The 13,339-nt window shown below is 67.5% G+C and carries 13 protein-coding genes and 2 pseudogenes; 5 read left to right on the top strand and 10 right to left on the bottom strand.

What is annotated here, in order from left to right:
* Both HMPREF2924_RS12195 and HMPREF2924_RS12190 read right to left on the bottom strand, forming a co-directional pair.
* On the bottom strand, positions 1–1,247 hold a 1,247-nt coding region (locus HMPREF2924_RS12195; protein ID WP_083325385.1), incomplete at its 3' end, for a methyl-accepting chemotaxis protein.
* A gap of 113 nt (positions 1,248–1,360) precedes the next feature.
* Positions 1,361–2,686, bottom strand: a complete 1,326-nt coding sequence (locus tag HMPREF2924_RS12190) for a Na+/H+ antiporter family protein (RefSeq protein ID WP_003090489.1) — start codon at positions 2,684–2,686, stop codon at positions 1,361–1,363.
* A 258-nt stretch (positions 2,687–2,944) separates the two neighbouring features.
* Here HMPREF2924_RS12190 and HMPREF2924_RS36970 point away from each other — a divergent pair.
* Positions 2,945–4,231, top strand: a pseudogene (locus tag HMPREF2924_RS36970) (HAMP domain-containing protein); the annotation flags it as partial.
* Positions 4,232–4,552: 321 nt separating this feature from the next.
* Positions 4,553–5,089, top strand: a pseudogene (locus HMPREF2924_RS36965) (methyl-accepting chemotaxis protein); the annotation flags it as partial.
* Positions 5,090–5,093: 4 nt separating this feature from the next.
* Here the strand turns inward: HMPREF2924_RS36965 and HMPREF2924_RS12180 are convergent.
* From HMPREF2924_RS12180 to HMPREF2924_RS12160, 5 genes are all read right to left on the bottom strand, one after another.
* Complete coding sequence (locus HMPREF2924_RS12180) at positions 5,094–5,393, bottom strand: hypothetical protein (protein ID WP_003131081.1); 300 nt, start codon at positions 5,391–5,393, stop codon at positions 5,094–5,096.
* Between the two features lie 90 nt (positions 5,394–5,483).
* On the bottom strand, positions 5,484–6,821 hold the full coding sequence (gene carS / locus HMPREF2924_RS12175) for a two-component system sensor histidine kinase CarS (protein WP_003090493.1): 1,338 nt from the start codon (positions 6,819–6,821) through the stop codon (positions 5,484–5,486).
* Complete coding sequence (carR, locus tag HMPREF2924_RS12170; RefSeq protein WP_003090494.1) at positions 6,818–7,489, bottom strand: two-component system response regulator CarR; 672 nt, start codon at positions 7,487–7,489, stop codon at positions 6,818–6,820. The genes carS and carR overlap by 4 nt, the downstream gene beginning before the upstream one ends.
* Positions 7,489–7,803, bottom strand: a complete 315-nt coding sequence (locus HMPREF2924_RS12165; RefSeq protein ID WP_003131079.1) for a PepSY domain-containing protein — start codon at positions 7,801–7,803, stop codon at positions 7,489–7,491. The genes carR and HMPREF2924_RS12165 overlap by 1 nt, the downstream gene beginning before the upstream one ends.
* Positions 7,803–8,111, bottom strand: coding sequence for a PepSY domain-containing protein (locus tag HMPREF2924_RS12160; RefSeq protein WP_003090497.1), 309 nt, complete (start codon positions 8,109–8,111; stop codon positions 7,803–7,805). The genes HMPREF2924_RS12165 and HMPREF2924_RS12160 overlap by 1 nt, the downstream gene beginning before the upstream one ends.
* 214 nt (positions 8,112–8,325) lie before the next feature.
* Between HMPREF2924_RS12160 and HMPREF2924_RS12155 the strand changes: the two genes are divergently transcribed.
* Genes HMPREF2924_RS12155 through HMPREF2924_RS12145 form a run of 3 tightly spaced genes read left to right on the top strand, consistent with a single transcriptional unit; the run spans position 8,326 to position 10,575 of the window.
* A complete protein-coding gene (locus HMPREF2924_RS12155; protein ID WP_070700502.1) occupies positions 8,326–9,405 on the top strand; it encodes a hypothetical protein in 1,080 nt (359 codons plus the stop codon).
* Between the two features lie 26 nt (positions 9,406–9,431).
* Positions 9,432–10,325, top strand: a complete 894-nt coding sequence (locus HMPREF2924_RS12150; RefSeq protein WP_003131077.1) for a hypothetical protein — start codon at positions 9,432–9,434, stop codon at positions 10,323–10,325.
* On the top strand, positions 10,309–10,575 hold the full coding sequence (locus tag HMPREF2924_RS12145) for a YfeK family protein (protein WP_003090500.1): 267 nt from the start codon (positions 10,309–10,311) through the stop codon (positions 10,573–10,575). Before HMPREF2924_RS12150 ends, HMPREF2924_RS12145 begins: the two co-directional genes overlap by 17 nt.
* Here the strand turns inward: HMPREF2924_RS12145 and HMPREF2924_RS12140 are convergent, their stop codons facing one another.
* From HMPREF2924_RS12140 to hmpA, 3 genes are read right to left on the bottom strand one after another with little or no spacing between them, the layout of a single operon-like run.
* Positions 10,576–11,769: an NnrS family protein gene (locus tag HMPREF2924_RS12140; RefSeq protein ID WP_003131074.1), complete on the bottom strand. Its 1,194-nt coding sequence runs from the start codon at positions 11,767–11,769 to the stop codon at positions 10,576–10,578.
* Complete coding sequence (gene ppyR, locus HMPREF2924_RS12135) at positions 11,756–12,013, bottom strand: psl/pyoverdine operon transcriptional regulator PpyR (protein ID WP_003090502.1); 258 nt, start codon at positions 12,011–12,013, stop codon at positions 11,756–11,758. Before ppyR ends, HMPREF2924_RS12140 begins: the two co-directional genes overlap by 14 nt.
* A 53-nt stretch (positions 12,014–12,066) precedes the next feature.
* The gene (gene hmpA / locus HMPREF2924_RS12130) at positions 12,067–13,248 is read right to left on the bottom strand and encodes an NO-inducible flavohemoprotein (protein ID WP_003090503.1); all 1,182 of its coding nucleotides are present in this window, start codon (positions 13,246–13,248) and stop codon (positions 12,067–12,069) included.
* Between the last annotated feature and the right edge of the window lie 91 nt (positions 13,249–13,339).

The following is a 13,339-nucleotide window of genomic DNA, read 5'->3' as shown; positions in this document are numbered from 1 at the left end:
GCCTCGATGGCCGCGTTGAGCGCCAGCAGGTTAGTCTGTTCGGCAATGGAGCGGATCACCCCGAGCACGCTGACGATCGACTGCACGTCCTGTTGCAGGCTGTCCAGCGAGGAACCGCTGTCGCGGATCTCGTCCACCAGCGCGTGGATGCGCTCGATGCTGCCGTCCACCACGCGCTTGGCCGCCTGGCCTTCGTGGTCGGTCTGCTGCGCGGCCTCGGCGGCGCGCTGGGCGCTCTGCGCCACTTCATGGGCGGCGGCGGACATCTCGTTGATCGCGGTGGCGACCTGATCGGTCTCGTGGCGCTGGCGCTCCATGGCCTGCTCGGAACGCTCGGCCTGGGCCGACATCTGCTCCACCAGTTGCTTGAGGTCGCCGGTCATCCCGGCGATCTGCCGCACCAGACCGTGGATCTTCTCGACGAAGCGGTTGAAGGAACCGGCCAGCTCGCCCAGCTCGTCGTGGCTGGTCACCGGCAGGCGGCGGGTCAGGTCGCCCTCGCCGGCGGCGATGTCGTCGAGGTTCTGGCGGATCTGGTGCAGCGGACGCAGCATCGCGTTGGCCACCGCCAGGCCGATCACCAGCAGGACCATCAGGAGGACCCCGGCGATCGCCACGATGCTGGCGATCAGGGTGCCGATACGCTCGTCGATGGCTTGCTTGATCTCCACCAGTTGGGCCTCGACGCCGTCGAGGTTGATCGCCGAGCCGATCACCATGTCCCACTTCGGCAGGTACAGGGTGTACGACAGCTTCGGCACCATGACGCTTTCGTTACCTGGCAGCGGCGAGGTATAGGTCACGTAGTGGCTGCCGTTCTTGCCTGCCTCCACCAGTTCGCGGTTGAGGTAGACGCCGCTGGGATCGCGGCGGTCGCGGAAGCTCTTGCCGACGTCCACCGGGCTGTCGCCACGGAACAGGCGCACCACCTGGGAGTCGTAGCCGAAGATATAGCCGTCCTTGCCGTACTTGACCTTCGACAGGCGCGCAATGGCCTCGGCGCGGGCGTTCAGGTCGCCGTTGGCCGAGCGGTCGTACTCGGCCTGGATACTGCCCATGGCGATCTGCACATAGTGCTCGAGTTCGGCACGACGGTCGCCGAGCAGGCGCTCGCGGGTATCCTTGACTTCGGTATCAGCCTGTTTTTTCAGGATCAGCACCGCTCCGCCGCTGAGCACCAGGGCGAAGAGCAGCACCGGCACCATGGCCAGCAGGAGGACTTTGGATTTCAGGGTCAGACGCATCATCAACTCCTAGCATGACGCCCAATAAAAAACGGGATTCCCGTTTCATCGGCAATCCCGTCGGAAGCTTAAGCGGCCGGCCCGACATTCCGTCAGGCGACCGCCCGAAATGGGACTCAGAGCAACATCGCGGCGGCCCAGCCGAACACCAGCAACGGCAGGTTGTAGTGGAGGAAGGTCGGCACCACGGTGTCCCAGATGTGATTGTGCTGGCCGTCGACGTTGAGCCCGGAGGTCGGCCCGAGGGTCGAGTCCGACGCCGGAGAACCTGCATCCCCCAGCGCGCCGGCGGTGCCGACGATGCTGACGATGGCCAGCGGGCTGAAGCCCAGTTGCACCGCCAGCGGGACGAAGATCGCGGCGATGATCGGCACGGTGGAGAACGACGAGCCGATGCCCATGGTGACCAGCAGGCCGACCAGCAGCATCAGCATGGCGCCGACCGCCTTGCTGTTGCCGATCCAGGCTACCGAGGCGTCGACCAGGCTCTGCACCTCGCCGGTGGCCTTCATCACCTCGGCGAAACCGGCCGCGGCAATCATGATGAAACCGATGGTGGCCATCATCTTCATGCCTTCGGTGAACAGGTCGTCGGTCTCCTTCCAGCGCACCACGCCGGACAGCGAGAAGACCACGAAACCGACCAGCGCGCCGATGATCATCGAGTCCAGCCACAGCTGCACGACGAACGCGGCGACGATGGAGACCCCGGCCACCGCCAGGCTTTTCGGGCTATAGCTGACATCGACGCGTTCGGCCTGCTCGATCCGCTGCAAGTCGTAGACGCGCTTGCGGCGGTAGCTGAACAGCACCGCGATGAGCAACCCGGCGAGCATGCCCAGGGCCGGGATGAACATGGCGTGGGTGACGTTGATCCCGCTGACGTCGACGCCGTTGCGCGCCACGTTGGCCAGCAGGATTTCATTGAGGAAGATGTTGCCGAAGCCCACCGGCAGGAACATGTACGGGGTGATGAGGCCGAAGGTGATGACGCAGGCGATCAATCGCCGGTCGATCTGCAGCTTGCTCAGCACATAGAGCAGCGGCGGCACCAGCAGCGGGATGAAGGCGATGTGGATCGGCAGGATATTCTGCGAGGATACCGCCACGCAGAGCAGCAGGCCGACCAGAATCCACTTGAACGCACCGGCGCCCTTGCCCTGCTCGTCGTGCCGGCCGAGCAGCGCCAGGACCTTGTCGGCCAGCGCATGGGCCACGCCGGAGCGAGCGATGGCCACGGCGAAGGCGCCGAGCATGGCGTACGACAGGGCCACCGTGGCGCCGCCGCCGAGACCGCCGTTGAAGGCCTTGAGAGTCCCCTCCAGGCCTAGGCCACCGAACAATCCGCCGACCACCGCGCCGATGATCAGCGCCAGCACGACATGCACACGGCAAAGGCTGAGGACGAGCATCAGTGCGACCGCCAGCACCACTGCGTTCATCGTTGAACTCCTTGAAAATGAAACGAACCCGGCCGCCTGCGACCGAAAAAAGGGGCGTACTCTGCTACAGCCATCCCCGCCTGTCAAAGCCGCGCATCGGCGAATGTCGCCTGGCTATAAACCGTTGTGCACGGTTCTTGCGTGCGATTCGCCGCACGACGGCAATCCGGCGCCAGCGAACGAACCGTCGTCAAGAATGGGCGAGCCCTGCCGATAAGCCTTGGGCCCCCGCAGTTTCTTCGTACAAGGACCCCTCCCATGTTCCTTCGCCGCCTGTCCATCCAATGGAAGATCACCCTGCTGGCAGGCCTCTGCCTGCTCGGCGTGGTCGCCTTGCTGGTCGGCCTTTCGGTCTACCGCATGCAGCACAGCAGCGTACTGGTGAAAAGCGCCAGTACGCAGATGCTCGACGAATCGGCGCGCCTGCGCCTGGAAGCCCGCGGGGAATTGCAGGCGTTGCGCATCCAGCGCTATTTCATGGATGCCTTCCAGTACGGCAAGGGTTTCTCCCGGCAGATCCTGTTCCTCCGCGACCAGGCGCAGAAGCGCTTCCTCGACGCCTACGACCTGCGCGAGGACCTGACCCGCCAGGTGCGCACCGCGCTCGCCGCCAATCCCGAGGTGCTCGGCCTGTACGTGGTCTTCGAACCCAACGCACTGGACGGCAAGGACGAACTGTTCGTCGACCAACCCGCCCTGGGCAGCAATGACAAGGGACGCTTCTCCCTGTACTGGGCGCAGGCCACGCCGGGACAGCTGGAGTCCGAGTCGATGGTCGAGTCCGAACTCGCCGACACCAGCAGCGGGCCCAGCGGCGCGACCTACAACGCCTGGTACACCTGCCCGAAGGAAAGCGCTCAACCCTGCGTGCTCGATCCCTACTTCGACAAGGTCGGCGAGCGCCAACTATTGATGACCAGCATCGCCTTCCCCCTCGAACTGGATGGCAAGGTGATCGGCGTGATGGGCCTGGACATCAACCTGAGCAATCTGCAGGCGCTCAGCGAACAGGGCAACCGCGAACTCTACGACGGCGTCGGCCAGGTCGGCATCCTCAGCCCGGCCGGGCTGTTCGCCGGCAACAGCCGCGACGCCGGCCTGCTCGGCAAGAACCTGGCCAAGGCGGATCCGCAGCACGCCGGCGAACTCCTGCAACTGCTGGCCGCCGGCAAGAGCCAATTGTTCAACGAGAACGACGACCTCAAGGTGCTGCAACCGTTGCAGCCGATTCCCGGCGCCAAGCCCTGGGGCGTGCTCCTCGAAGTGCCGAAGAGCGCCCTGCTCGGCCCGGCCCTGGCGCTGGAGCGGCAACTGGACGACATGCGTCGCGAAGGCACCTGGGTCGAACTGGGCCTCGGCCTCGGCGCCGCGGTGCTCGGCCTGCTGGTGCTGTGGTTGACCGCCCGCGGCGTGACCCGGCCGATCCTCGGCGTCGCCCACATGCTGCGCGACATCGCCAGCGGCGAAGGCGACCTGACCCAGCGTCTGCCGCACACCGGGCGCGACGAGCTGGGCGAACTGGCCGGATGGTTCAACCGTTTCCTCGACAAGCTGCAGCCGATCATCCGCGACGTCAAGGTCTCGGTGCGCGATGCGCGCAGTACCGCCGACCAGTCGGCGGCGATTTCCAGCCAGACCAGCGCCGGCATGCAGCAGCAGTTCCGCGAGATCGACCAGGTCGCCACCGCATCCCACGAGATGACCGCCACTGCCCAGGACGTCGCCCGTAGCGCCGCCCAGGCCGCCGACGCCGCGCGCGGTGCCGACCAGGCGACCCGCGACGGTCTGGCGCTGATCGACCGCACCACCCAGAGCATCGACAGCCTGGCCGCCAACCTGACCAGCGCCATGGGCCAGGTCGAGCAACTGGCCAGCAGCAGCGAGGAAATCGGTTCGGTGCTGGAAGTGATCCGCGCCATCGCCGAGCAGACCAACCTGCTGGCGCTCAACGCGGCCATCGAGGCGGCCCGCGCCGGCGACGCCGGCCGCGGCTTCGCGGTGGTCGCCGACGAAGTGCGCAACCTCGCCCGGCGCACCCAGGACTCGGTGGAACAGATCCGCGGGGTGATCGAAGGCCTGCAACAGGGCACCCGCGACGTGGTCGACGCCATGCACGGCAGCCATCGCCAGGCCCAGGGCAGCGTCGAGCAGGTGGATGAAGCGGTGGCCGCGCTGCAACGGATCGGCGAGGCGGTGACGGTGATCAACGACATGAACCTGCAGATCGCCAGCGCCGCCGAGGAACAGAGCTCGGTAGCCGAGGAGATCAACCGCAATGTCGCGGCGATCCGTGACGTCACCGAGTCGCTGTCGAGCCAGGCCGAGGAATCGGCCCAGGTCAGTCAGTCGCTGAACCGCCTGGCCAACCACCAGCAGGGCCTGATGGAACAGTTCAAGGCCTGACCGTTCACGGTCTGAATAGCGCCGGGGGGCCGTAGGTCCCCCAGATCGCCAGGCGGGCCAGCGAGCGCAGCCAGCCGCGCAGACGCGCCGGGGCTCCCGCCTCGGCCTCCTTCGCTGCCGCTGTCCCGGCCTGTCGCGGCTCGCCGCGCAACGCATTTTCCACGGCCTGCTCGTAGCGAGCCTGCGCGGGCAACCGCAGCGACCGCCCCTCCTCTCGCTGACCACTGGACTCGCCCAACAGGAACACCAGCACCGGCAGCATCAGCGCCCAGCGCCAGCGGCCCGTACCCGTCCGCCGTTTCATCGTCCAAGATCTCCTTGCAAGAAGCCCGGGATGCTAGGGAAAGCGCAGGAGGAAATCTTGCCGGGACTGTCGGCAAATGGTGAAGAACTGTTAAGCCCTGGCGGCGCGGCCGCTCTTCTGCAACGGCAACTCGACGCTCACCCGCAGGCCGCCCAGCGGGCTGTCCTCAAGACTCAGGCGGCCACCGCAGGCCTCGGCGATGTCGCGCGCGATGCCCAGGCCCAGGCCATGGCCGCTGACCTGCTCGTCGAGCCGGGTACCCCGCTCCAGCACCGCCTGGCGCTGGTCGGGAAGGATGCCGGGGCCGTCATCGTCGACCTTCAGGCGGACCATGCCCTCGCCCTGCGCGACGGTCAGGCGGACTTCGCTATCGGCCCACTTGCAGGCGTTGTCCAGCAGATTGCCGAGCATCTCCAGCAGGTCCTCGCGATCCCATGGCAGGCGCAGCCCCGGTGGCGCGCTCCAGCTCACCTGCAGGTGCGGGCCGTGGATCAGGCGCAGGGTGTCGCACAGCGACGGCAACTCCTCGGCGCAATCGAAATGTGCGCCAGGCAGCGCTTCGCCGACCAGGCGCGCCTTGCCCAACTCGCGACCGAGGCGCTGCTGGATCTGTTCCAGCTGCTCGCGCAGGACCTGTTGCAACTCCGGCTGGCGCGCCATCTCCTCGCGCTCGGCGAGGCTGACCAGCACCGCCAGCGGCGTCTTCAGGGCGTGACCGAGGTTGCCCAGGGCGTTGCGCGAACGCTTCAGGGTCTCCTCGGTGTGTGCCAGCAGGTGGTTGATCTGCTCCACCAGCGGCTCCAGCTCCTCGGGAGCCTGGTTGTCCAGTTGGCTGCGCTGACCCTGCTGCAGCTGGGCGATCTGCAGGCGCACCTCCTCCAGCGGACGCAGCGAACGACGCACGGTCAGGCGCTGCAACAGCAATACCAGGAGCAGCGCCAGGGCGCCGGCGCCCAGACCCATCCACTGCACGCGGGCAAAGCTTTCCAGGATCGGCGTATAGTCCTGCGCCACCACGATCCGCAGCTTCTGGCCCATGCGCTTGTAGTGGCCGCGGAACACCAGCAGTCGCTGCTCCTCGGGCCCATCGACCAGGCCCTGCACCAGCCCTTTCTTGTGCGGCACCTCCAGCTCGCTGTCCCACAGGGAGCGTGAGCGCCAGGTGTCCTTTTCCAGCTCGATGACGAAATAGCGCCCGGAATACGGGCGCTGGAACGCCGGGTTGAGGCGTTGCTCGTCCAGTTGCATGCCGTTCGGCCCGCGTACCATGGCCACCAGCAGGTTCTCCGCCTCCTCGCGCAGGTTGCCGGCGAAATAGCGCCGCAGGCCCTGGTCGAACAGCCACAGGCCGGTCTGCGCGAGGACCAGCCCGACCACCAGCAGCACCGCGAACAGGCCGACGCTCAGGCGCCGCTGGATCGACCTCATCCGGCGGCCACCCCGGCGTAGCGGTAGCCCTGGCCACGGCGGGTCTCGATCACCTCGCGGCCGAGCTTGCGTCGCAGGTGGTTGACGTGGACCTCGATGACATTGGAATCGCGTTCGGTTTCGCCGTCGTACAGATGCTCGGCCAGGTGCCCCTTGGACAGGACCTGACCGGGGTGCAGCATGAAATAACGCAGCAGGCGGAATTCGGCGGCGGTCAGGTCGACGTCGGCGCCGTTCAGGCACACGCACTGGCGCTGCTCGTCCAGGCGCAGCCCGGCGGCCTCCAGCTGGCTCTGGTTGGCCAGCCCATGGGCGCGGCGCAACAGGGCCTGGATGCGCAAGGCCAGCTCTTCCGGATGGAACGGCTTGGTCAGGTAGTCGTCGGCACCGGCCTTGAGCCCATCGATGCGTTCGGCCCAGGAACCGCGCGCGGTGAGGATCAGCACCGGAGTCGCGAGTCCCAGCCCACGCCACTCCTGGAGTATCTCCAGGCCGGGGCGCCCGGGCAGGCCGAGGTCGAGGATGATCAGGTCGTAGGGCTCGCTGGCGCCCTGCACCGCCGCGTCGCGGCCGTCGGCCAGCCAGTCCACCGCGTAGCCCTGGCGGGTCAGGCTGGCCATCAGTTCGTCGGCCAGGGGAACGTGATCCTCAACCAGCAGCAACCGCATCAGTCGTCTTCCTCGTCCTTCAGGATGCGGCCGTTGCGGGCATCCAGTTCCAGTTCACGCACGACGCCGTCGCGGGTGAGCAGTTCCACCTCGTAGACATAGACGTCGTCTTCCTCTTCCAGCTCGACCTCCAGCAGGCGCGCCCCGGGGTAACGCCCCAGGGCTTCCTGCATGAGGGATTCGAGCGGCTGTATCACACCGTCCTGGCGCAGGCGCAGGACCTCGTCCTGGTCCAGGTCGCGCGCCATCGCCTCGAGGCTGATGACCGCCAGGACCAGTGCGATGATCCCGGCGTAGCGCATGAGCCACTTCATCAGTCGTCCTGGTGGTCCTTGAGCACGGCGCCGGTAGCGGCATCCAGCTCCAGGTCCCACTTCACGCCCTGCGGGTCGCGCAACTCGACCTGGTAGATGTAGCGGCCGTATTCCTCTTCCAGCTCGGTATCGTGGACGCTCGAGCCGGGATGCTTGGCGATGGCGTTCTTGTTCAGCTCTTCGAAGGACTTGATGGTCCCGGCGTCACGCAGCTTCAGCGCCTCGTCCGGGCCGAGGTCGCGGGCCTGGGCCAGGCCGGCAGTCAGGGCGATGGCGGTGGCGGCGAACAGGGCAGTCAGTTTCTTCATGGGAATCTCTCCGTGGGAATCAATCGTGTTGCTTTCGACGGTTTGCAGATTAACCGGGCGCTCTTAATTGAAGCTGAATTTGCCGCAAGGACATGGCCGGGGCGCGCCATAGGGTAACGGAAAGCCTCTGCGATGGGGCTCGCCGGCGTTCGAAAGCGCTTGGTCCTGCGACAACTCGTCCTATAATCGCCGGTCCGCAAGGGAGAAGACCAGCATGCCAGCCATCCAGATCAAGTCCCCCGCACTGACCCTCAAGGCCGGTCGCCGCGCCCTCGCCCGCATCCGCGAGCGCGGCCTGCAGCCGACCGACGTCGGCATCGTCCCCGGTGCCGCCGGCGGGCCAAAGGCGCTGGGCATCCAGGGACTGGACCTGGCGATCTTCGGCGAGTGGCTGCCGCGCGCCCCGCGCGAACGCTCGCTGATCGGCGCCTCCATCGGTTCCTGGCGCTTCGCCAGCGCCTGCCTGCCCGACGCCGTGGCCGGCCTCACCCGCCTCGGCGAGCTGTACACCCGGCAGCGTTTTCCCAAAGGCGTGAGCATCGCCGAAGTCTCGCGCAAGTGCGCGGCGATGCTCGACGACCTGCTCGCCGGCCAGGACGCGCGGATCCTCGACAACCCGCTGTACCGCCTCAACGTGGTGGTGGTGAAGAGCCACGGGCGCCTCGCCCACGACCACAAGGCCAGCCTCGGCCTGGGGCTGTCCTCGGTGATCCGCGACAACCTGATCGGCCGCCGCCACCTGCACCGCCACTTCGAACGGGTGATCCTGCATGACGCCCGCCAGGCGCCGCCGCTGGCCGCGCTGACCGACTTCCCGTCGCGCTACCTGCACCTGGACGGCGGCAACCTGCGCCAGGCGCTGCTCGCCTCCGGCTCGATCCCGATGGTCATGGAAGGCGTCCGCAACCTGCCTGGCGCCGGCCCCGGCACCTACCGCGACGGCGGCCTGCTCGACTACCATCTCGACCTGCCCTACGAGGACCGCGGCGTGGTGCTCTACCCGCACTTCACCGACAAGGTGATCCCCGGCTGGTTCGACAAGGGCTTGCCCTGGCGCCGTGGCGACGCCGGGCGCCTGCAGGACGTGCTGCTGGCGCCGTCGCGCGAGTACCTGGCGCGCCTGCCGCACGCCAAGCTGCCGGACCGCAAGGACTTCACCCGCTACCTCGGCGACGACGACGGCCGCGAGCGCTACTGGCGCCAGGCGATGGCGGAAAGCCGCAGGCTCGGCGACGAATTCCTCGAACTGGTCGACGGCGGCCGGCTCGGCGAACGCCTGCAAGCGCTGGACTGAGCCGCCACCGACGAGAAGGATCCTGCATGAAACTGGCCGTAGCGCTGATCCACGGCATCGGCGACCAGCCCGATAGCCGCGACGAGGACGGTCTGCACAGCTACGCCCGCGAACTGGTGGCGGCGCTGCGCCGACGTCTCGGCGCGGAAGCCGGCGAGGTGGCCTTCCAGAGCCTGTACTGGGCCAGCGTGCTGGACGCCCGCGAGCTGGACTACCTCAAGCGCATCGAGCGCGAGCCGCTGGGCTGGCGCTGGCTGCGCCGGGCGGTGACGCTGTTCCTCGGCGACGCCAGCGGCTACCGCAAGGTCAGCGCCGCCTACGACACCACCTACCAGCAGGTCCACCAGCACGTGCGCAGCGGGATCATGGCCCTGCGCGCGAAGGTCGGGCCGCAGACGCCGCTGGTGATCCTCGCCCACTCCCTGGGCGGGCACATCGTATCCAACTTCATCTGGGACCAGCAGAAACTCAACCGCACGCCGAGTTGCTCGATCGACCCCTTCCTCGGCCTGGAAACCCTGGCCGGGCTGGTCACCTTCGGTTGCAACATCCCGCTGTTCACCTTCGCCTACGAGAAGGTCTGTCCGATCCGCTTTCCCGGCCACTGCCTGACCCCGGCGATCCGCCAGCAGGCACGCTGGCTGAACGTCTACGCGCCGGCCGATCCGCTCGGCTATCCGCTGCGGCCGTTGCAGAACTACGCCGCGGTCGTCCACGAGGACCTCGCCCTGCCGGTCGGTCCCTGGTACAAGCGGCACACCCCGTTGAGCCACATGGAGTACTGGAACGATGCGCGCTTTCACGATTACCTGGCGGACTACCTGCGCCGCCTGTTGGCTGCTGGCCTCGAGCCTGCCGGCGCTGGCCGCGCCCTCCCCGCAGGCGAGCCAGGAGATCGGCCGCTTGCTGAGCTTTGTTGAAGACAGCGGCTGCACCTTCATCCGCAACGGCAGCGAATACCCGGCCGCGGAAGCCCGCGCCCACCTGCAGAAGAAGCTCGACTACCTGGAGCGCAAGGATCTGGTCGCCAGCAGCGAGGACTTCATCGAGCGCGCCGCGACCCAGAGCAGCCTCAGCGGCAAGCCCTACCAGGTGCGCTGCGCCGGGCAGACGCGCAACTCCGCCGACTGGCTGAACCAGGAGCTGCGGCGTCTGCGGCAAGCCCCCTGATCAACCGGGATGGCCGTCGACCCGCGGACGACACAGCATCGGCGCGTAGCACCAGGCGAATAGCAGGAACGCCAAAGCCCACAGTCCGCCTGCCAGGGGCAGCGCCCAGTTCGCCGGCAACAGGCTGGGCAGGAACACCCGCGCCGCGCAGCCGAGATTGAGCAGGGCGAAAGCCCAGGGCATCGCTGCCGGCGGTTGCAGCGCGCGACCGGTATGGCCGAGAGTGACCCGTGCCAGCATCGCCAGGATCAATCCGCCCATGCCGCCCACCGCCAGCGCGTGCAGCGCCTGGCTCGGCGCCAGCGCCAGGCCCAGGCTCCAGAGCGCCATGCCGAGCGGCGCCACGGCGATCCAGAAATACGCCAGGTGCAGCGACCAGAGCAGCGGCACCTGCCAGATGCCGCGATCGCGCCAACGCCACAGGCGCCACAGTTGCGCACCGCCGAGGGCGGCGAACAGTCCTGCAAGCCAGGGCGTCGGCTGCGCCGTGACGCCCGCGGCGGTGAGCAGCGCCACCAGCACGCAGCCCAGCAGGATGCCATTGTCCAGCCAGGCGATCGCCGGCACCTGCTGCTGACGGCCGAGACCGCGCTGGGTGAAGAACGGGATCACCCGCCCGCCGATCAGGTTCATCATCCCGGCGATCAGCCATAGCGCGGCGATGGAGGCACGCCGTTGCCAGTCGTCGTTGCCCTCGAACAGGCCGAGCAGGACCAGGGCGTCGGCCAGGGTCAACAGCAGCAACAGGCCCACCACCGGGTAATTGCGCTTCTGCCGCACCCGCCACAGGCTGCGACCGATAGCCCAGGCCAATAGCGGCAGGAAGCTCAGTTGCAGCACCAGCAGCAGCGCCAGCGGCGCATCGAATAGCCAGGCCAGGCGCGCCGCCAGCCAGAGCCCGGCGAGCAGGGCCAGGGGTTTGCCCTGCAGGCCGGGTACGCCGGTCCAGGTCTGCACGGCGGTCAACAGGAAGCCGGCGATGATCGCCACACCGAAACCGAAGAGCATTTCGTGACGATGCCAGGCCAGCCAGCCACCGACCGGTTGCCAGCCGCTCCAGAGCCCGGCCAGCGCCGCCAGCCAGAGCGCGATGGCGAGCACCGCGAACAGCGCGCCGCCGAGGAAGAACGGGCGGAAGCCCAGGCGCCAGATCGGCGGTATGGCCATCAGCCTGGAACGATCAAGCACTTGCACAGCAGACCTCCCAACCGGGTCGACGCATGCGGAACAGCGCGCTCAGGCGCATCACGTAGCCAATCTTCAACAGTGTCGGGCCGAGGATCACCAGCGCATGGGAAAACACCAGCGCCGGCATGTTCAGGTAGCGGTCGAGGAAATAGGCGGCGATCACGCCGGCGACGAGCAGCGCCAGGCCGGCCGCCAGCAGCCCGTGACCGATCCGCAGCACCCGCCGTGGACAATCGAACAGAGCGTTCATCTCGATCTCCTTTTTCCGAAAAGGGCCGACGCATTTCGCGCCGGCCCGTCGCTTCAGGCGTCCAGCGCGGCGGCCGGACCGAAGAACTCGTAGTGGCATTGCTGCGAGGGTACGCCGAGGTCGGCCAGGTGGCGCTTGACCTGCGCCATGAAAGGCCGGGGTCCGAGGAAGTAGGCGTCCAGGTCGCGCTCCTGCGGCAACCAGTCGGCCAGTTTCTCGCGGCTCAGCAATCCCTCGGCGTCGGCACTGTCGCCGGCGCGCGGTTCGCTATAGCAGAAGAAGTGCTCGACCTGCTCGTGCTGCGCCGACACGTCTTCGATCCAGTCGCGGAAGGCATGCACGCCGCCATGCCGGGCGCAATGGATGAAGCGGATCGGCCGCGCCTGCGGCAGCGCTTCCTGCAACATGGCCAGGGCCGGGGTGATGCCGACGCCGGCGGTGATCAGCACCAGCGGCTTGTCGCTGTCACGCAGGACGAAATCGCCAGCCGGCGGAAACAGATCCAGCTCGTCGCCCTCGGCGACCCGGTCATGCAGGTGATTGGAGACCCGTCCACCCGCCTCGCGCTTGACGCTGATGCGGTATTCGCGGCCGTTGCTGGCAGCGGAAAGCGAATAGTTGCGGCGCACTTCCTCGCCGTCGATGTCCAGCCGCAGGCCGATGTACTGTCCCGGCTGGAACGCCAGCAGCGGCTGGCCGTCCACCGGCTCCAGGTAGAACGAGGTGATTTCCTCGCTCTCCGCCTGCTTGCGTGCCACGCGGAAGCGCCGCACGCCGCGCCAGCCGCCATCGGCCTGGGCGCTGGCGGCATACACCGACTCCTCGGCCTCGATCAGCAGGTCGGCCAGTTGCTGGTAGGCCGCGCCCCAGGCTTCGAGGACTTCGTCGGTGGCGATCTGTTCGCCGAGGACCTCGCGGATCGCCCGCAACAGGCAAGTGCCGACGATCGGATAGTGTTCGGGCAACACCTGCAGGGAGACATGCTTGTTCACCACCTTGGCCACCAGCGGGCCGAGTTCCTGCAACTGGTCGATGTGCCTGGCGTACATCAGCACGCCATTGGCCAGCGCCCGCGGCTGGTCGCCGCTGGCCTGGTGGGCCTGGTTGAACAGCGGGCGAACCTCGGGGTACTCGCCGAGCATGGTGCGGTAGAAATGGGTGATCAGCGCTTCACCGCCGGTCTCCAGCAGCGGTACGGTGGCTTTGATGAGGGCACGTTGGGCATTGGACAACATAGATGACTCCTGACGCATGCAAGGTTTTGTTTCACCTCGAAGCATTTCAGGAAGCGTGCCAAGGCAAACTACCAGAATTCACGGGCCTTGC

Source organism: Pseudomonas sp. HMSC063H08, from assembly GCF_001813645.1.
GTDB classification, from domain to species: domain Bacteria; phylum Pseudomonadota; class Gammaproteobacteria; order Pseudomonadales; family Pseudomonadaceae; genus Pseudomonas; species Pseudomonas aeruginosa.
Note: the sequence above shows the minus strand (reverse complement) of the source record. Positions and strands in the feature narration are given on the sequence as shown.

Excerpts from the sequence above, each read along its gene's own strand:
- HMPREF2924_RS12190 (WP_003090489.1), bottom strand. The coding sequence starts at position 2,686 with ATGAACGCAGTGGTGCTGGCGGTCGCACTGATGCTCGTCCTCAGCCTT.
- HMPREF2924_RS12180 (WP_003131081.1), bottom strand. The coding sequence starts at position 5,393 with ATGAAACGGCGGACGGGTACGGGCCGCTGGCGCTGGGCGCTGATGCTG.
- carS (WP_003090493.1), bottom strand. The coding sequence starts at position 6,821 with ATGAGGTCGATCCAGCGGCGCCTGAGCGTCGGCCTGTTCGCGGTGCTG.
- carR (WP_003090494.1), bottom strand. The coding sequence starts at position 7,489 with ATGCGGTTGCTGCTGGTTGAGGATCACGTTCCCCTGGCCGACGAACTG.
- HMPREF2924_RS12165 (WP_003131079.1), bottom strand. The coding sequence starts at position 7,803 with ATGAAGTGGCTCATGCGCTACGCCGGGATCATCGCACTGGTCCTGGCG.
- HMPREF2924_RS12160 (WP_003090497.1), bottom strand. The coding sequence starts at position 8,111 with ATGAAGAAACTGACTGCCCTGTTCGCCGCCACCGCCATCGCCCTGACT.
- HMPREF2924_RS12155 (WP_070700502.1), top strand. The coding sequence starts at position 8,326 with ATGCCAGCCATCCAGATCAAGTCCCCCGCACTGACCCTCAAGGCCGGT.
- HMPREF2924_RS12150 (WP_003131077.1), top strand. The coding sequence starts at position 9,432 with ATGAAACTGGCCGTAGCGCTGATCCACGGCATCGGCGACCAGCCCGAT.
- ppyR (WP_003090502.1), bottom strand. The coding sequence starts at position 12,013 with ATGAACGCTCTGTTCGATTGTCCACGGCGGGTGCTGCGGATCGGTCAC.
- hmpA (WP_003090503.1), bottom strand. The coding sequence starts at position 13,248 with ATGTTGTCCAATGCCCAACGTGCCCTCATCAAAGCCACCGTACCGCTG.